Origin of the sequence: Bacillus sp. EKM206B, from assembly GCF_011066015.1 — a bacterium.
In the GTDB taxonomy this organism is placed as follows: Bacteria; Bacillota; Bacilli; order Bacillales; family Bacillaceae; genus Bacillus; species Bacillus velezensis.
The window spans coordinates 290288-306290 of record NZ_JAAMNL010000004.1 but is presented as its reverse complement, the minus strand read 5'-3'; the positions used below and the strand labels follow the sequence as shown (position 1 = coordinate 306290).

The window sequence follows — 16003 nt, the reverse complement described above, 5'->3', positions numbered from 1 at the left end:
GGAAAAAGGAATGTCCGACCGGGATATACACAAGGCATTGATGGCAGAGCCTTTAGTCAGGCAAATGGCGGAGGCGCGTGAAGTATTTTGGATCAACCCGCATAAAACCGATGATCCAGTAAAGCATGGCGCTGAATGGAAAAAGGAGATTGCCGAAGCGGAAGAAAGGCTGCGCCGGTTTGCGCCTTATATCGCGTCGGCTTTTCCGGAGACGGAAGCGGAGGGAGGCCTCATTGAATCTCCGCTTGTCTTGATTAATGAAATGAAGAAGCATCTGGAACACAGCGCCGCTCAGGCTTTCCCCGGGCGTCTGCTTTTGAAATGCGACGACGAACTTCCGATTTCCGGTTCCATTAAAGCGCGCGGCGGGATTTACGAAGTGCTGAAGCATGCCGAAGATCTCGCGGTAAAAGCGGGAATGCTCTCAGCAGACGACGATTACAGCATATTGACTGAAGAACGGTTTACCGCTTTTTTCTCAAAATACTCTATAGCCGTCGGCTCTACGGGCAATTTAGGTCTGAGTATCGGCATAATCGGCGCGAAGCTCGGCTTTTGTGTGACCGTTCATATGTCCAGTGACGCAAAGCAGTGGAAAAAGGAGCTGCTCCGGGAAAAGGGGGTTCGCGTCATCGAATATGAAGCAGACTACAGTCTGGCTGTCAAAGAGGGGCGCATGCAGGCGAAGCAGGACCCTTATTGTTATTTTATTGATGATGAGCATTCCCGGGATCTGTTTTTGGGGTATGCCGTTGCGGGAAGCCGTGTGAAAAAGCAGCTCGATCAAATGAACATAAAGCCTGATGCAGATGAACCGCTTTTCGTTTATTTGCCATGCGGGGTCGGAGGAGGCCCGGGCGGCGTCGCGCTTGCGCTAAAGCTGATCTATGGCGAGCATGTCCATATTTTTTTCGGTGAGCCGACGCATTCACCGTGTATGCTGTTAGGACTGTTTTCCGGCTTGCATGACGGAATCAGCGTGCAGGATATCGGTCTTGATAATCAAACGGCCGCCGACGGACTCGCGGTGGGAAGGCCGTCCGGACTGGCCGGCCCTCTGATGGAACCTATACTCAGCGGCTGTTATACCGCCGATGACGGCACGCTTTTTTCGCTGCTTTATCAATTAAGGGCGGCCGAGAATAAGAGCCTTGAACCCTCTGCACTCGCCGGACTGGCCGGGGCCGTCAAGGTCGTTCAGACCGAAGCCGGAAACCGTTATATAAAAGAGCGGGGGCTTGAGATGGAAAATGCCGTGCACCTTGTGTGGAGCACCGGCGGAAGCATGGTTCCGGAGGAGGAAATGGAAGAGTACAGCCGGATCGGTTCCTCATTTTTGAAAAAAATGGGCAGACAGTGAAGCGGTTTTCCGTTACAATCTTTGTAAGCGTTTGTTTTTTTATCGGAAAGCCATACAGAGAGATTGGTGTGAATTGTGAAAAGTAAAGAATTGAACTTACATACATTGTATACGCAGCACAGCCGCGAGTCGTGGGCCGGATTCGGCGGCCATCTTTCCATTGCCGTTTCAGAGGAAGAAGCCAAGGCCGTAGAGGGGCTGAATGACTACCTGTCGGTGGAAGAAGTAGAAACGATTTACATTCCGCTTGTGCGCCTGCTCCATCTTCATGTCACGTCTGCCGCAAGACGGAATCAGCATGTCAATGTGTTTCTTAAACATCCGCATTCAGCGAAAATCCCGTTTATCATCGGAATCGCGGGCAGCGTCGCCGTCGGCAAAAGCACGACGGCGAGAATTTTGCAAAAGCTTCTTTCCCGTCTGCCGGACAGGCCGAAGGTGAGCCTGGTGACAACCGACGGTTTCTTGTATCCGACGGCGGAATTAAAAAGGAAAAACCTTCTGTCCAGAAAGGGATTCCCGGAAAGCTACGACGTGAAAGCGCTGCTTGAGTTTCTGAACGATATAAAGTCGGGGAAAGAGAGAGTGGAGGCGCCCGTATACTCCCATCTTACGTATGACAGGGAAGAGGGCGCCGTCGAGGTTGTCGAAGGTGCGGATATCGTTATTATCGAAGGAATCAATGTCCTGCAGTCGCCGACCTTAGAGGACGACAGGGAAGATCCGCGGATTTTTGTATCGGATTTCTTTGATTTTTCGATCTATGTGGATGCCGAAGAAAGCCGGATTTTCACGTGGTATTTGGAGCGTTTCCGTCTCTTAAGAGAAACCGCTTTTCAGGATCCGGCTTCTTATTTTCATAAATTTAAGGATTTGTCTGATGCAGAAGCGGATACCATGGCCGCCTCCATTTGGGAGAGCGTCAACCGTCCGAATCTGTATGAAAATATCCTGCCGACAAAATTCAGATCGGATTTGATTTTGAGAAAAGGTGATGGCCATAAAGTTGAAGAGGTGCTGGTAAGGCGGGTGTGATGTGAGGAGGAAGCGAATATTATGATGCATCATATTGAGTTGTATGTATCTGACTTGAAAGCCTCCGCCCGGTTTTGGGGATGGTTTTTAGGTGAGCTCGGTTATAGGGAATTTCAAAATTGGGACTCCGGCATCAGCTGGAAAAACGCAGGATTTTATGTTGTGCTTGTACAGACAGAGGAGCGTTTTTTAACACCGGAGTACCACAGATGCCGGGTCGGGCTGAACCATCTGGCTTTTCATGCTGCATCAAGAGAGCAGGTTGACGAGATGACAGAAAAGCTGCTTGCCAGAGGATGCCCCGTGCTTTACAGGGACCGCCATCCATATGCAGGCGGAAGCACGCATTACGCCGTATACACGGAGGACCCGGATCGGATAAAAATGGAGCTCGTTGCTCCTGCTTCTGAATGAACTATAACTTTTCGTTTTTTTCTTCGCGCAGCGCGTCGAGCTTCTTTTCGATTCTGTCCAATTGTATGCGGCGCTTGTTCAAGCTTCTGAATACGTATATCACGGCAAACAGGAAAAATGCGGCTGCAATAAATGAAATCAATTGAAAAATGACATCACCGATGTTCATCTTTTTTACCTCCGTGTGCGGCGGGCTTCTTCAGCCCGCCGTTTTTTCATTTTGACCGATGTGAAGACATGGGGGATGAATCATTTCTCTCTTAGCTTTGTTTTTTTCTGAGAATGAATAGTTTCTGCATGTGGCTTATGACCACTTTTGCGGCCGCATATCCCGGAATCGCCAGAAGCATCCCGGCAATTCCTGAGAATTTGCCGGCGGCAAGCAGAAGAAAAATAATGGTCAGCGGGTGAATGTCCAGCTTCCGTCCCATAATTTGCGGGGAAATCAGCTGGCTTTCAAGCTGCTGGACAATGACGACGACCGTAACCACCAGCACCGCCTCGGTCGGTGAATCGAACAATCCGACAATGACTCCGGGAAATGTGCCGATCCAAGGCCCGATAAACGGAATCAGGTTTGTCACCATGGCGAACGCGCCCAGAACGAGCGGATAATCGAGCCCGATTATAAAATAGCCGATTGTGACGAGAACGCCGACACAGAAACTGACGAGCAGCTGTCCTTGTATGTATGAACTGAGAGCTTCATCCATGTCCCGAACGATTTGTTTTCCTTCTTTTTGATGTTTTTCCGGAAGAAGCCGCAGCAGTCGCCGGGGGGCTTTGTTTCCTTCTTTTAACATGTAATACAGCGCAAACGGAATAATGGCTGCGGTGATGGCGGCATTGGCAGCCGTACCGGCCAGGCTGCTGAGAGAATCAGCGATTGAACCGGAATAATTTGCGGCTTTGTCTGCTAATTTTTTAAAGGAATCCCCATGCTGAAGCCGGGAAAACCATTTGCTGTCCTGGAGATGCCCGATCCAATTTTCAGCTTTTGCGGAAAGCTCCGGAATATGATCTGTGAAGGCTGTAAACTGTTTTTGAACGGCAGGGCCCGCCGTATAAAGGAAGAGGACAAAAAGGCCGGCTGTTCCCGCATAAATCGCTAAAATCGCGATTCCTTCGGGCAGCTTTAATTTCGCATGCAGCACTCTGACGAGCGGGCGGCACAAATAGTAAAGGACGCCCGATAATACAATGGGCGGAAACAAGGTTTTAACCGTAATCACAACAGGCTGGAACAAAAAGTCTATTAATGTTCCGAGATAAATGATGAGAAATAACAGAAGAACGGCATAGCCGATCCTGAAATAAGGCCCGACAGGCATATCCTGCACCACACAATCTTTAAGGGTTTACTCTCGGACATTTCCCTTATCGCCCGGTGCATAAACGTCCGTGTCAGGAAAACTGCCCTTGATTGGTGACGTAATCGTAGATAATATCTTCTACATGGGCATGGAGATCCTCATCGGGTTCTTCATTCCTTCTTTCTTCTAAAGCTTTTTTTAAACTCTGTTTTTCATAGGGGCTCAGCGGATCTGTCGACACATTCCGTCCATACTGGCGGAGGGCTTGTCCCAGCATTTTTTCTATAAATTGATCCATCATATATTCTCCTATTCTTGTCATTCATCTTTATTCTACTAAATATCATGTGATCCTCCCACTCTTCTATCATATTTTCTGTCAGGACAATTTAGGCTTTTATTCCAGTTCAGCCGAGAGAATACGATGAAACGGCAGCGTTAACGCATCTTCATCGTTTATGATTTTTAAACGCTTTTCGTCATGCATCACTTGTTTTACCCAGCCCCAAAAGCGGTGGGGGCCGTGTGCGGAAGCGTAGGTGACCGAAATGGCCCTGTCTTCTTCAATTGACGCCGCAATGATGCGGTTCATGTCGTTCAGTTGCTCTTCGCTCAGTTCCGGAGGCCGGAATTCCCGTTCTTTTCGTTTTTTCGCAAGCAGCTGCTCCCGGTGTTCGGGCAGCATCATCCGGCTTGATTCCCACATGACATTATACCCGGGTGTTAATTTGTTCGGATTCATGTATATCACCTCAAATTATTTGTAATGCCCGCCGATTTTTTCAGCCCGGTGAAAGGCTTGGCCGGCCTCTGTCAGTGAAGCGGCATGGAGGAGCGACGCAGGGCCGTACCGCTCATGAATATCATCCAATACTTTGCCGAGACTGATCTTTTTTTCCTGGGCATCGAACAGGCTCAGCTGAACATAATCACAAGGCTCCAGCTGGGAAAGGGAGACGCCGGCGCTGCGGACGGGCTCACCGTTCCAATGCTCTTTGAAGAGCTTGACCGCCGCTTTAAAAATATCCATTCCGAAATTAGTCGGAGACACCAGCTTTCTCTGTCTGTGAAAACCTGAAGGGAATTCAAAATCAGCGCCTCTGATGCTGACCGAAACCGTATGGCCGATGTATTGTTTGAAACGGGCGCGGCGGGCCACTTCTTCGCTTAACTCCAGCAGCACGACTTTGATATCCTCAAAGCGGCTGTAGTCTCTCGGGAGGGTCATGTTATGGCCGATCGCTTTTTGCCGGCTGTGCGTGTTGACGGTGACCGGAGAGGGATCGATGCCGCGGGCTGTCCGCTGAAGCAATTCGCCGTTAATGCCCCAGCGTTTTTTCAGCAATTCGGCGGGGTGTCCGGCAAGCCCGCCGATTGTGCTGATGCCCATCCGTCTTAAATGATGCTCCATCCGTTTTCCGATGCCGAATAATTTTCCGACCGGCAGCGGCCACAGATCCTGCCTGATATTTGACATATCCAATCTGTGGATGCCGGATGCGTTTTTTTTGGCAAAATGGTCGCAAGCCATTTTCGCGAGCGCCTTATTCGGCCCGATGCCGACACGGGCATAAATGCCGAATTCACGCATAATCGCTTGCTGAATGCTTTTGGAAATTGTAAAAGGATCACCGAACAGCCGCCTGCTTCCGGTCACGTCGAGAAACTGCTCATCGATGGAGTAGGGTTCTACAAGATCGGTATACCGTTCAAACAGTTCGGTAATCATGACGGATACATCAATATACCGCTGCATCCGCGGACGGACAATAACGGCGTCGGGACATTTGGCCTGCGCTTCCCCCAGCCGTTCGGCATTTTTTACGCCGTATCGTTTGGCGAGCGGACAAGCCGCAAGCACGACGCCGCTGCGTCTTTCGGGATCTCCCGAGACAATCACGGGCCGGCTTTTGAGATGAGGCGCTTCCGCTTTTTCCACAGACGCATAAAACGATTGCATATCTACAAGAAGAATATCAGCCATAAAAAAACCTCCGGGAACGTTTGTTCTGTTTTTCATTGTACCCGAACAATGATCACGTTTATACTGGTAAATCATTCCCCGGCTGGAAGACGTGCTGATTCGTTCGCTTGAAAAGAAATCATTTACAATTGCAAACAACCCACATATAATTTTTTATATTCCAATGAGAAGAGCTGACATTCATTTTGCCGGACGAAAAGGAGAGTCAATCGATAATGGATATTCGAACAATTACCTCTGAAGACTATGAAATGGTTACGTCTGTTTTGAATGAATGGTGGGGCGGCAGGCAGATGAAAGACAAACTGCCGCGCTTGTTTTTTGAACATTTTCAGGACACAAGCTTTATCACGTACGGGCCGGAGGGAATGACCGGTTTTTTAATCGGTTTTCAGTCACAATCAGACCCTGAGACGGCCTACATTCATTTTTCCGGTGTGCATCCGGATTTCAGAAAAATGCAAATTGGAAAACAGCTCTACGACCGATTTATGGAGACGGTGAAGAAAAGGGGCTGCACAAAAGTCAATTGCGTGACGGCGCCTGTCAATAAAGTATCAATCGCTTATCATACAAAATTAGGCTTTGAAGCTGAAAAAGGAACCAAAACCGTAAACGGAATCCCTGTTTTTGCGAATTATGACGGTCCGGGAGAAGACCGGATTCTGTTTGTGAAATATATGTAGAGGGGGATGAATATGAGTTTTTTAGCTGACACGCGCCCTATTATGCGGTCATTTTTTCATCAATAAAGGGAAAATATGATGAGGAATATGAACATACGGCAGAGCGCATGATGAATTTGGCAGGCGGACAGCCGGGCTTTTTAGGCGCGGAAAGCGTTCGGGAGGAAAACGGCTGCGGCATCACGGTTTCCTACTGGGACAGCCTGGAGGCGATTAAAAGGTGGAAAGATCATACTGACCACCAGGCGGCAAAACAAAAAGGAAAAACTGCCTGGTATGAAGCGTACGCGGTCCGCATTACGAAGACGGAGTCACAGCGGATGTTTGCGTCAAAAGGGGCGGAAGATTGATTACATTTTTACAGCATACACAAGAACAGACCGCGCGGGAAATTGCGGCGGTTCAGCGCTGCGCTTATCAAAAAGAAGCAGAGCTGATCGGCTTTTTCGGCATTCCCGCCCTGCATGAAACACCCGATGATATACAGCGGTCACGGGAGCCGTTTGCCGGTTTCAAGGAAAAAGATCAGCTTGCAGGCGTCATTTCGTATGAAAAAAAGGGATATGACCTTGTCATATGCAGGCTGACGGTGCACCCGTCCGGCTTTCGGAAAGGAATCGGACGGGCGCTTATTCAATTTGTGATAAATCAAAACCGGGACGCCCAAAAAATAGAGGCGGCTACCGCCAGCCAAAACGTTCCGGCAGTCTCTCTCTATTTAAAAACAGGTTTCACAGAAGCCGGACAGATAGAGACGCCGGAAGGGCTGACCCTCTCGTTTTTTCATCTTTATCCGAAGAGGAAAGCGGAAGTTGTTCCGTACAAGCCGGAATGGAAAGAAATATTTGAAAGAGAGAAGACGGACTTGATCCGAATCTTCGGCCCAGCACTTCATTCTGTCAGCCACATCGGCAGCACCTCCATCCCGCAGATGGCCGCCAAACCCGTCATCGATATACTGGCGGAGGTTAAAGATATTTCGGACGCTGACCGATTCAGTCCGCAGCTGGAAGCACTCGGCTATGAGGCGAAAGGGGAAAACGGGATAGAGAGCCGGCGTTTCTTTCAAAAAGGCGGCAACAGGCGCACACACCACGTTCACATATACGAAACAGGCCATCCGGACGTGAAGCGTCATCTGCTGTTCCGGGATTACCTCACCGCAAAGCCTGAAAAAGCGGCTCAATACATGGAACTGAAACGGCACCTCGCTAAGACGTACCCATACGATATGGCAAAGTATAGTGAAGGGAAAAATGACTGGATCAAGGCGGCTGAACAAGAGGCAAAGGTCTGGGAGAGCGGGCTGCTGTAAAGAAAGCAGAAACAATGCATACAGCGGCTCGGTATGCTACAATGGCGAAAATGAAAAACGGAGGATCATCTATGCAAATACATGTGACGGATGCGGCGAAACACACACTTCAGCAGGCGATGGACGCCAACCCGGGGAAAAAAGCGCAGCTCCGCTATGACGCAGAAGGCTGCGGGTGCGCGGTGAGCGGCGTGCCGACCATCTGGCTGGCGGACGAATTAACGGGACAATGCGAAGCCATTGAAACCAACGGACTTCCGCTTTACATCCAGACCTCACAAAAAGTGTTTTTTGACGAGGAAATGACAATCGATTACAATGAAAAGGCAAAAACGCTCGTCTTAAAAAGCCCGGCAGAGATGCTGAGCCCGAGAATGAGCATATTAGTAAAGCAGGGAGAAACGGAAAGTGAATCAAAAGCTGAAAGCCATTAAACAGACGGCACAGCATAAAACGTGGGTATCCTTTCTGAACAACAACCACCCGTACAGTCTGCTGCACTGGTCCATCGGAGGGGCTGAATCCGTTCAGAAGGATGTCTGGCTGCTTCAAGATGAGATGACCTTCAAAGCGCAGGAGTTTACGACAATCGACCTCGCCATTGACTGGATCGGAGAAAATATGGACGGGATTACCGACGTTTTATGACGGGAAAGCGAAAGAACCAGCATACGTTCTTTCGCTTTTTTACGTTTGCGTCATGGTATCTAAAAAGGTTTGAACGGCTTTACGGTAGCTCTCCGGATTTTTGGTGTACGACATGGCATGCCCGCCCGATTCGGCCAGATAGAGCATCTTAGGGCCGCGTTTTGTGCGGTGCAGCAATTCGGAACAAGCGGAGGGTATATAATCATCTTCCTTACTGTGAATAAACAGCACGGGCTGCCGGATGCGGCTGATAACCGATAGAGGAGATACATCACGGATACGGTAGCCTTCTCTCATCCGCAAAAAGAAATCAGCCAAAGGCAGAAGCGGCCACGGAGGCAGCCGGAACTCCCGTTTCAGCCTGTAGGCGAGCTGATCGCGAAAGCTTGCGAACGGACAGTCCGCAATATAAAAATCAGCGCCGTTTTCATCCTGATGCCCGCCCGCGTATAATAAGGCCGTCACCGCCCCCATCGATTCCCCGTGGATGCCGATTTGACCGCCGTCTCCGGTTTTGTGTCTCACCCAATTCACGGCTTCTTCCAAATCATCTTTTTCAAAATAGCCGTAGCTCGTCGTTCTGCCGCCGCTTTTTCCGTGCCTGCGGTGGTCATATACGAGCACATTCCAGCCTAAATCTAAAAATAAATCCATGTATTTCAATGAATTGAACGAATTTACGGTAACGCCGTGACAAATAATCATGGTGTTTGCCGTATGATGCGGGGCGACGTAAAAGCCTTTGATCTCATACCCGTGGCGTGACAGGATGACGGCCTCTTCTTTTTCCATGGCCTGAAAGGAATCAAATCTATCATGCCCGTCCGCCGTTTCTTTTTTCATGATATCTTCATCCGTCTTTTTCTTCATAAACATAATCAGATTCGTAAAAGCGAATCCGGCAGCCAAAAAGACTGCGCAAGCTGAACCGAACACCGCCAGCCATTTTTTCACACAGGCACCCTCCTTTCATATGGAAAATCCCTCCTCCGGCTATTCAGGACCGTGAACGTTGCCGGCCTCCGGCGCTCCGTGGTACACTTGCTTCACCATATTCAGATACGGGGGGCGTAATGATGAAAAAGCAGCTGCCTAAAGAAAAACACAGCTTAAAAGACGATCTGGAGGAAGATCTGAAGGCCAGGCTTTTGCAAATGAAAAGTGAGCTGAAGGAAGAAGACGAGAAAAAACAGGCGCAGCAAAAGGCGGAACAAATCAGAAAACGAAAAGAAAAAGAAAAACATAAAAGCTTTGAAGAGCTGCTGAATGAAAGCAGTCTCGATTGGCACAAATATAAATAAACCGGCATCTGAAAAGGTGCCGGTTTTATTATTTAAGAACGATGGGCTTCGTATACGTCCCGTTTTGTATGGTATTGCAGGGCTTTGATTTCCTGGCTGCTTAAACGCCGGGTCTCTGCAGCCGAACAGTTTTCTCTCAGCTGCTCAAGTGAGCTGGCTCCGGTGATGACAGAAGCGACGGCCGGCTGTGACAGCAAGTATTGAAGAGAAAGCTCCGTCATGCTCAAGTCAGGTGCGGCAGCGCTGATCGCTTTTTTGGTTTCTTCCAGTTCTGCAAAAGAATATGTTAAATAGCCGTTCTCTTTTACGCTTGCGGCCGCTTGATCAAGCGGTTTTTCCGTAAGAAGCCCTTTAGCGACAGGCCCTCTTGCGACTACGCTGATTCCGTTCTCCTCTAAAAGGGGAAGCCACTCCTCGGGACGCCGGTCCAGCAGGCTGTATTGCATCATAACGCTGGTGATATTTGATTTTTTCACATATTCTTTAATAACATTCGGACGAATCGAGGAAATGCCGTAATACCGGATGACACCTTCCTGTTTTAAGTCCTCAAATGCTTCGATCGTTTCGTCAATATGGTCTTCCATCGTGCCCCCATGCAGCTGATAAAGGTCGATATAGTCCGTTTTCAGCCGGCGCAGGCTGTTTTTGACCGCTTCTTTTATGTAGCCCTTGGAAGCGTCCCAATGCCAGCCGTCTTTATCATCATTCCAGCGGTTTCCGGCTTTCGTGGCTAAAATGATGTCGTGCCTGCGGTTTTTGACGGCCTCCCCGACAATTTCCTCATTTCTGCCGAAATCATAAAGATCAGCGGTATCTAAATAATTGATTCCAAGCTCGATCGCTTCATCCAAAATAGACAGCGCTTTAGCTTTATCCGTGCCCAGCGACATACAGCCGAGCCCGATTTCGCTTATTTCTAAATCAGAATGTCCCAGTGTGCGTTTTCTCATCGTTTCGCTCCTTTTTATAGTCTTTTATTGACCGTAATATAAAGGCGCGAAGTTTTCAACTGTTAAGGCCCGGTGATCCAATCTCCGACATAGCGGAATGCCCGTCCGTATTCTTTCAGTTTAGCCCGCACTTCCCACGCCTTTCCGACCAATACGATACTCTTATCCTTCCGGTACACCTTCAATCGAAAAGCACCTCCCTCTCATGCATGTATGATAAAATATATGAGGCATAATAGAGAGACAGAACGGGAGATGACATGATGAAACATTTAGAAGAAAAAACACTTGCGAAAAAAAAGCTGTATGACGGGAAAGTCATAGATCTTTACTTAGAGGACGTAGAGCTCCCGAACGGAAAAACAAGCAAGCGGGAAATCGTCAAACATCCGGGAGCAGTGGCCGTACTTGCGGTGACCGAGGAAGGAAAAATCATTTTGGTGAACCAGTTCAGAAAGCCGCTGGAACGGACAATCGTTGAAATTCCGGCCGGGAAGCTTGAAAAGGGGGAAGAGCCGGAACATACGGCGTTAAGAGAGCTCGAGGAAGAAACGGGATATACGGCGGAAACCTTGACGAAAATCACCGCTTTTTATACATCACCCGGGTTTGCTGATGAAATCGTGCATCTCTTTCTTGCGGAAGGGCTTTCGCCGCTGGAAGAAAAACGAGAGCTGGATGAGGATGAATTTGTCGAAGTCATGCAGGTCACGCTTGAAGAGGCCGTGAAGCTGATTGAATCCCGCAGGGTGTATGACGCAAAAACGGCGTACGCGATTCAGTATCTCCAGCTGAAAGAAGCGCTGAAGGAAAAATGATGAAAACCATCTATGCGGATCTGCATATTCATATCGGCCGCACCTATACGGGAAAACCGGTCAAAATCACCGGGGCCAAAACGTTGACGCTGCACCGGATTTTAGAAGAAGCCAGTGAGGGGAAGGGAATTGAACTATTGGGCATTATCGACTGCCATTCCCCGGAAGTCATAGAAGAAATCGAGCGCGGAATTGATGAAGGCAGATACCGTGAGCTGAAAGAAGGCGGCATCCGGTATCGGAATACGACGCTTCTGTTGGGCAGTGAGCTTGAAATCTATGATCACACATGCCGCGGGCCGATTCACGTTCTCGTCTTTATGCCGTCTCTTGCCGAAATGAAGATGTTTTCTGAGTGGCTTGCAAAAAGGCTTAAAAATATCCATCTCAGTTCCCAGCGCATTTATGAAACCGGTTTGAATCTTCAAAGGAAAACAAAGGAATTGGGCGGCCTGTTTATTCCCGCCCATATGTTCACCCCGCATAAAAGCCTGTACGGAAAAGGGGTCATATCTTCTTTGACAGAAGTTTTCGACCCGTCGCTCATTGACGCGGCGGAACTCGGGTTAAGCTGTGACACCGACATGGCTTCGCGGGTAACAGAACTTGATCCGTATACATTTTTAACAAATTCTGATGCGCATTCCTTAGGAAAAATCGGCAGAGAATATAATGAAATGCTTCTTAAAGAAGCGAATTTCACGGAATTTTCGCTGGCTTTAAAAGGGAAGGACGGAAGAAAAATCACGGCGAATTACGGGCTGAACCCGAAGCTCGGGAAGTATTACCGGACGGCTTGCGACCGCTGCGGCAGCCCGGTTGAAAAAGGAGCTACCGTATGTCCGGAGTGCGGGGGGAAAACAATGACAAAAGGGGTCAGTGAACGGCTGGAGGAACTGAGCGGTCCGAAAAAAAGCCGCGTGCCGCGGCCGCCGTATATTCATCAAATCCCGCTGCAGTTCATTCCCGGGGTCGGGCCGAAAACGTTAGAAAAACTGAAGCGGGCTTTCGGAACGGAGATGGCGATTCTACATCAGGCGCAAGAAGAGGAATTGGCGCGTGTCGTCCAGCCTAAAATAGCGGCTGTCATTCATAAAGCGCGCACCGGGCAGCTCGTCCTTGAGGCCGGGGGCGGAGGGACGTACGGCAGAATCAAGCCGTAAAAGCCGATTTTTAGCGGAGCTCCTCCTGCACCTTCTTTTTCGTGCGGACAAACGCAATCAATTCGATGATTTCATCCTGATTCAGCGGCTGTCCGTCAACGGTCAGTGTGCCGCGGCCTTGTGCGGCGTTTGTTAATTCGATGGTCTGGGCAAACGGCTCCGCCTTTTTTTCAGTGCGCCCGAGTAAATCGTCGCACGTCGTGTCAAACAGATCGGCAAGCGTGCCCAGCGCCTCGAATGACGGACGCCGGTATCCTGATTCATACCCGGCGTACGTGCTTTTGGCGATGCCGAGACGGTCAGCCGTATATTGAAGAGACCAATTTTTCTTTTTTCTCAGTTCAGTTAAACGATCTAAATTCATATTCAAAACCGCTCCTTTTCACTTGAGCAAATTATATCATATCGATATGCAAAAGTGTACGCGAATTGAATAATAATCACTTGATTAATTTCATTCGTCTGTCTATAATTTGATTAAAAGTATGCGAAAAGCGAATGCTTAACACATCTTGAGAAATGGATGAAGAGGTGCAGGGTATGAAAAAATTATTGCTGTTAACAACCGGAGGAACAATCGCCTCAGTCGAAGGAGAAAACGGGCTTGCACCCGGGGTGAAAGCAGACGAATTGTTAACCTACGTATCAAAACTTGATAACGATTACACGATGGAAACCCATTCGTTAATGAACATCGACAGCACAAATATGCAGCCTGAATACTGGGCCGAAATCGCAAATGCTGTCAAAGAAAAATATGACGCATATGACGGGTTCGTCATTACGCACGGAACAGACACAATGGCCTATACATCAGCGGCACTGTCTTATATGCTTCAGCATGCTGATAAACCGATCGTCATTACGGGTTCGCAAATCCCGATTACATTTCAAAAAACCGATGCCAAAAAAAATATCACGGACGCGATCCGCTTCGCATGTGAAGGGGTGGGCGGCGTATACGTCGTATTTGACGGCAGAGTCATTCAAGGCACACGCGCCATTAAATTAAGAACGAAAAGCTATGATGCATTTGAGAGCATTAACTATCCGTATATCGCGTTTATTACCGAAAACGGAATTGAATACAACAAACAAGTGCACATGCCAAAAGACGATGCTTTTACGGTCAATACTTCACTTTGCACGGACGTGTGCCTGCTCAAGCTACACCCGGGGCTGAAACCGGAAATGTTTGACGCATTAAAGGGCATGTACAAAGGAATCGTCATTGAAAGCTACGGCAGCGGCGGCGTGCCGTTTGAAGGAAGAGACATTCTCGCCAAAGTCAATGAAATGATTGAAAGCGGCATTGTCGTCGCCATTACGACACAATGTCTTGAAGAAGGAGAGGACATGAGCGTCTATGAAGTCGGCCGAAGAGTCAATCAAGATCTCATTATCCGCTCCAGAAATATGAACACGGAAGCCATCGTGCCGAAATTAATGTGGGCGCTCGGCCAGTCTCACAACTTGGCTGAAGTCAAAAACATTATGGAGACACCGATCGCAGACGACGTTGTACTGTAAAAACATGACTACCACAAAGAGAAAGTAGGGTTTTAGCATGACAAACGCGCAAAAAGAATATCGTCAGGAAAAAGATTTCCTCGGAGAAAAACAAATTGAAGCTGATGTGTATTACGGAATACAAACGCTGCGCGCGAAAGAAAACTTTCCGATTACCGGCTACCGCATCCACGAAGAAATGATTAATGCGCTCGCCATCGTCAAAAAAGCGGCGGCGCTTGCCAACATGGATGTAAAACGGCTGTATGAAGGAATCGGAAATGCGATTGTACAGGCCGCAGATGAAATTCTTGAGGGAAAATGGCATGACCAATTTATCGTCGATCCGATCCAAGGGGGAGCCGGAACGTCCATGAACATGAATGCCAACGAAGTAATCGGCAACAGGGCCCTTGAAATCATGAGCCATAAAAAAGGTGAATACATTCACCTCAGCCCGAACACACACGTCAACATGTCACAATCGACGAACGACGTGTTTCCGACGGCAATCCATATTTCAACCTTGAAACTTTTGGATAAGCTCCTTGATACGATGGCGCATATGCTCAGTGTCTTTAAAGATAAAGCGAAACAATTTGATTCTGTCATTAAAATGGGGCGCACACACCTTCAGGACGCTGTGCCGATCCGTCTCGGACAGGAATTTGAAGCATACAGCCGCGTGCTTGAGCGTGACATAAAGCGAATTAAACAATCCCGCCAGCATCTGTATGAAGTAAACATGGGGGCAACGGCCGTAGGTACGGGACTTAACGCCGATCCGCGCTACATAGAACAGGTTGTGAAGCACCTGGCTGACATCAGCGGACTGCCGCTTGTCGGCGCCGGCCATTTGGTTGACGCCACACAAAACACTGATGCGTATACGGAAGTTTCAGCCGCGTTGAAAGTATGCATGATGAACATGTCGAAAATCGCCAACGATCTGCGCTTAATGGCTTCAGGTCCGCGCGCGGGACTTGCGGAAATTTCATTGCCCGCCCGTCAGCCGGGATCATCCATTATGCCTGGGAAAGTCAACCCTGTAATGGCAGAGCTGATCAACCAAATCGCCTTCCAGGTCATCGGGAATGACAATACGATCTGCCTCGCTTCAGAAGCGGGCCAGCTGGAGCTTAACGTAATGGAGCCAGTACTCGTATTTAACCTGCTTCAATCCATCAGCATCATGAATAACGGGTTCCGTTCATTTACCGATCATTGTCTGGCGGGAATTGAAGCCAACGAAAAACGTCTGAAGCAATACGTGGAAAAAAGCGTCGGCGTCATTACAGCGGTCAATCCGCACCTCGGGTATGAAGCGGCTGCGCGAATTGCCCGTGAAGCAATCATGACGGGGCAATCTGTAAGAGATCTTTGCCTTCAAAATGATGTACTGACAGTAGAAGAATTGGATATCATTTTGAATCCATATGAAATGACAAAACCGGGAATTGCCGGGAAAGATCTATTAGAAAAATAAATTTTAAAGCAACAACAA

Annotated in this window: 21 protein-coding genes and 1 pseudogene; 13 read left to right on the top strand and 9 right to left on the bottom strand. The window is 48.6% G+C overall.

Annotated features, from left to right (window positions below; translation table 11 throughout):
- The first annotated feature begins 10 nt into the window (after window positions 1-10).
- The 3 genes from dsdA (at window position 11) to G9F50_RS10600 (ending at window position 2809) form a co-directional block, all read left to right on the top strand.
- Window positions 11-1360: a D-serine ammonia-lyase gene (gene dsdA, locus G9F50_RS10610; RefSeq protein ID WP_038464056.1), complete on the top strand. Its 1350-nt coding sequence runs from the start codon at window positions 11-13 to the stop codon at window positions 1358-1360.
- A 75-nt stretch (window positions 1361-1435) separates the two neighbouring features.
- Window positions 1436-2395 carry a type I pantothenate kinase gene (gene coaA, locus G9F50_RS10605; RefSeq protein WP_003153290.1) on the top strand — a complete coding sequence of 320 codons (960 nt, stop codon included), beginning with the start codon at window positions 1436-1438 and terminating at the stop codon, window positions 2393-2395.
- A gap of 24 nt (window positions 2396-2419) precedes the next feature.
- A complete protein-coding gene (locus G9F50_RS10600; RefSeq protein WP_098081984.1) occupies window positions 2420-2809 on the top strand; it encodes a VOC family protein in 390 nt (129 codons plus the stop codon).
- 1 nt (window position 2810) lies between these two features.
- Here G9F50_RS10600 and G9F50_RS10595 read toward each other — a convergent pair whose 3' ends face one another.
- The 5 genes from G9F50_RS10595 to G9F50_RS10575 form a co-directional block, all read right to left on the bottom strand.
- Window positions 2811-2978, bottom strand: a complete 168-nt coding sequence (locus tag G9F50_RS10595; protein WP_007409388.1) for a DUF4083 family protein — start codon at window positions 2976-2978, stop codon at window positions 2811-2813.
- Window positions 2979-3069: 91 nt separating this feature from the next.
- Complete coding sequence (locus G9F50_RS10590; RefSeq protein WP_060562015.1) at window positions 3070-4140, bottom strand: AI-2E family transporter; 1071 nt, start codon at window positions 4138-4140, stop codon at window positions 3070-3072.
- Window positions 4141-4213: 73 nt separating this feature from the next.
- Window positions 4214-4420 carry a YqzH family protein gene (locus G9F50_RS10585; protein WP_003153294.1) on the bottom strand — a complete coding sequence of 69 codons (207 nt, stop codon included), beginning with the start codon at window positions 4418-4420 and terminating at the stop codon, window positions 4214-4216.
- A gap of 99 nt (window positions 4421-4519) precedes the next feature.
- Window positions 4520-4864, bottom strand: coding sequence for a YolD-like family protein (locus G9F50_RS10580; protein ID WP_060562016.1), 345 nt, complete (start codon window positions 4862-4864; stop codon window positions 4520-4522).
- 15 nt (window positions 4865-4879) lie between these two features.
- Complete coding sequence (locus G9F50_RS10575) at window positions 4880-6106, bottom strand: DNA polymerase IV (RefSeq protein ID WP_060562017.1); 1227 nt, start codon at window positions 6104-6106, stop codon at window positions 4880-4882.
- A 215-nt stretch (window positions 6107-6321) separates the two neighbouring features.
- Here G9F50_RS10575 and G9F50_RS10570 point away from each other — a divergent pair, with 215 nt between their 5' ends.
- The 5 genes and pseudogenes from G9F50_RS10570 to G9F50_RS10550 all read left to right on the top strand — a co-directional run bounded on the left by G9F50_RS10570 (window position 6322) and on the right by G9F50_RS10550 (window position 8755).
- Window positions 6322-6792 (top strand): GNAT family N-acetyltransferase, encoded by a 471-nt coding sequence (locus tag G9F50_RS10570; protein WP_012117908.1) that lies wholly within the window; start codon window positions 6322-6324, stop codon window positions 6790-6792.
- A gap of 50 nt (window positions 6793-6842) precedes the next feature.
- Complete coding sequence (locus tag G9F50_RS10565; RefSeq protein WP_060562018.1) at window positions 6843-7142, top strand: antibiotic biosynthesis monooxygenase family protein; 300 nt, start codon at window positions 6843-6845, stop codon at window positions 7140-7142.
- Window positions 7139-8104, top strand: a pseudogene (locus G9F50_RS10560) (GNAT family N-acetyltransferase); the annotation flags it as partial. The gene G9F50_RS10565 and the pseudogene G9F50_RS10560, both read left to right, overlap by 4 nt.
- Window positions 8105-8178: 74 nt before the next feature.
- Window positions 8179-8541 (top strand): iron-sulfur cluster biosynthesis family protein, encoded by a 363-nt coding sequence (locus G9F50_RS10555; RefSeq protein ID WP_014305346.1) that lies wholly within the window; start codon window positions 8179-8181, stop codon window positions 8539-8541.
- A complete protein-coding gene (locus G9F50_RS10550; RefSeq protein WP_003153307.1) occupies window positions 8516-8755 on the top strand; it encodes a DUF2552 family protein in 240 nt (79 codons plus the stop codon). The genes G9F50_RS10555 and G9F50_RS10550 overlap by 26 nt, the downstream gene beginning before the upstream one ends.
- A gap of 39 nt (window positions 8756-8794) precedes the next feature.
- On the opposite strand, the gene G9F50_RS10545 is transcribed toward G9F50_RS10550, so the two are convergent.
- Window positions 8795-9709, bottom strand: a complete 915-nt coding sequence (locus tag G9F50_RS10545) for an alpha/beta hydrolase (protein ID WP_060562020.1) — start codon at window positions 9707-9709, stop codon at window positions 8795-8797.
- Between the two features lie 122 nt (window positions 9710-9831).
- Between G9F50_RS10545 and G9F50_RS10540 the strand changes: the two genes are divergently transcribed.
- Window positions 9832-10056 carry a YqkE family protein gene (locus G9F50_RS10540; RefSeq protein WP_007409396.1) on the top strand — a complete coding sequence of 75 codons (225 nt, stop codon included), beginning with the start codon at window positions 9832-9834 and terminating at the stop codon, window positions 10054-10056.
- A 32-nt stretch (window positions 10057-10088) separates the two neighbouring features.
- Here G9F50_RS10540 and G9F50_RS10535 read toward each other — a convergent pair whose 3' ends face one another.
- Both G9F50_RS10535 and mciZ read right to left on the bottom strand, forming a co-directional pair.
- Window positions 10089-11009, bottom strand: a complete 921-nt coding sequence (locus G9F50_RS10535; protein WP_060562021.1) for an aldo/keto reductase — start codon at window positions 11007-11009, stop codon at window positions 10089-10091.
- Between the two features lie 62 nt (window positions 11010-11071).
- Complete coding sequence (gene mciZ, locus G9F50_RS10530) at window positions 11072-11194, bottom strand: Z-ring formation inhibitor MciZ (RefSeq protein ID WP_060562022.1); 123 nt, start codon at window positions 11192-11194, stop codon at window positions 11072-11074.
- Between the two features lie 78 nt (window positions 11195-11272).
- Here mciZ and G9F50_RS10525 point away from each other — a divergent pair, with 78 nt between their 5' ends.
- Window positions 11273-11827, top strand: coding sequence for an NUDIX hydrolase (locus tag G9F50_RS10525; protein WP_003153317.1), 555 nt, complete (start codon window positions 11273-11275; stop codon window positions 11825-11827).
- The gene (locus G9F50_RS10520; protein WP_060562023.1) at window positions 11827-12990 is read left to right on the top strand and encodes a TIGR00375 family protein; all 1164 of its coding nucleotides are present in this window, start codon (window positions 11827-11829) and stop codon (window positions 12988-12990) included. Before G9F50_RS10525 ends, G9F50_RS10520 begins: the two co-directional genes overlap by 1 nt.
- Before the next feature lie 10 nt (window positions 12991-13000).
- On the opposite strand, the gene G9F50_RS10515 is transcribed toward G9F50_RS10520, so the two are convergent.
- On the bottom strand, window positions 13001-13354 hold the full coding sequence (locus tag G9F50_RS10515; RefSeq protein ID WP_007409399.1) for a helix-turn-helix domain-containing protein: 354 nt from the start codon (window positions 13352-13354) through the stop codon (window positions 13001-13003).
- A 176-nt stretch (window positions 13355-13530) separates the two neighbouring features.
- Between G9F50_RS10515 and G9F50_RS10510 the strand changes: the two genes are divergently transcribed.
- Both G9F50_RS10510 and aspA read left to right on the top strand, forming a co-directional pair.
- A complete protein-coding gene (locus G9F50_RS10510; RefSeq protein ID WP_060562024.1) occupies window positions 13531-14520 on the top strand; it encodes a type I asparaginase in 990 nt (329 codons plus the stop codon).
- Window positions 14521-14557: 37 nt separating this feature from the next.
- A complete protein-coding gene (gene aspA, locus G9F50_RS10505) occupies window positions 14558-15985 on the top strand; it encodes an aspartate ammonia-lyase (protein ID WP_165417731.1) in 1428 nt (475 codons plus the stop codon).
- Window positions 15986-16003 lie beyond the last annotated feature (18 nt).

What these genes read in the sequence shown, in the direction of transcription:
- dsdA (WP_038464056.1), top strand. Translation starts at nt 11, where the DNA reads ATGTCCGACCGGGATATACACAAGGCATTGATGGCAGAGCCTTTAGTC.
- G9F50_RS10600 (WP_098081984.1), top strand. Translation starts at nt 2,420, where the DNA reads ATGCATCATATTGAGTTGTATGTATCTGACTTGAAAGCCTCCGCCCGG.
- G9F50_RS10595 (WP_007409388.1), bottom strand. Translation starts at nt 2,978, where the DNA reads ATGAACATCGGTGATGTCATTTTTCAATTGATTTCATTTATTGCAGCC.
- G9F50_RS10590 (WP_060562015.1), bottom strand. Translation starts at nt 4,140, where the DNA reads ATGCCTGTCGGGCCTTATTTCAGGATCGGCTATGCCGTTCTTCTGTTA.
- G9F50_RS10585 (WP_003153294.1), bottom strand. Translation starts at nt 4,420, where the DNA reads ATGGATCAATTTATAGAAAAAATGCTGGGACAAGCCCTCCGCCAGTAT.
- G9F50_RS10580 (WP_060562016.1), bottom strand. Translation starts at nt 4,864, where the DNA reads ATGAATCCGAACAAATTAACACCCGGGTATAATGTCATGTGGGAATCA.
- G9F50_RS10575 (WP_060562017.1), bottom strand. Translation starts at nt 6,106, where the DNA reads ATGGCTGATATTCTTCTTGTAGATATGCAATCGTTTTATGCGTCTGTG.
- G9F50_RS10570 (WP_012117908.1), top strand. Translation starts at nt 6,322, where the DNA reads ATGGATATTCGAACAATTACCTCTGAAGACTATGAAATGGTTACGTCT.
- G9F50_RS10555 (WP_014305346.1), top strand. Translation starts at nt 8,179, where the DNA reads ATGCAAATACATGTGACGGATGCGGCGAAACACACACTTCAGCAGGCG.
- G9F50_RS10540 (WP_007409396.1), top strand. Translation starts at nt 9,832, where the DNA reads ATGAAAAAGCAGCTGCCTAAAGAAAAACACAGCTTAAAAGACGATCTG.
- G9F50_RS10535 (WP_060562021.1), bottom strand. Translation starts at nt 11,009, where the DNA reads ATGAGAAAACGCACACTGGGACATTCTGATTTAGAAATAAGCGAAATC.
- G9F50_RS10525 (WP_003153317.1), top strand. Translation starts at nt 11,273, where the DNA reads ATGAAACATTTAGAAGAAAAAACACTTGCGAAAAAAAAGCTGTATGAC.
- G9F50_RS10520 (WP_060562023.1), top strand. Translation starts at nt 11,827, where the DNA reads ATGAAAACCATCTATGCGGATCTGCATATTCATATCGGCCGCACCTAT.
- G9F50_RS10515 (WP_007409399.1), bottom strand. Translation starts at nt 13,354, where the DNA reads ATGAATTTAGATCGTTTAACTGAACTGAGAAAAAAGAAAAATTGGTCT.
- G9F50_RS10510 (WP_060562024.1), top strand. Translation starts at nt 13,531, where the DNA reads ATGAAAAAATTATTGCTGTTAACAACCGGAGGAACAATCGCCTCAGTC.
- aspA (WP_165417731.1), top strand. Translation starts at nt 14,558, where the DNA reads ATGACAAACGCGCAAAAAGAATATCGTCAGGAAAAAGATTTCCTCGGA.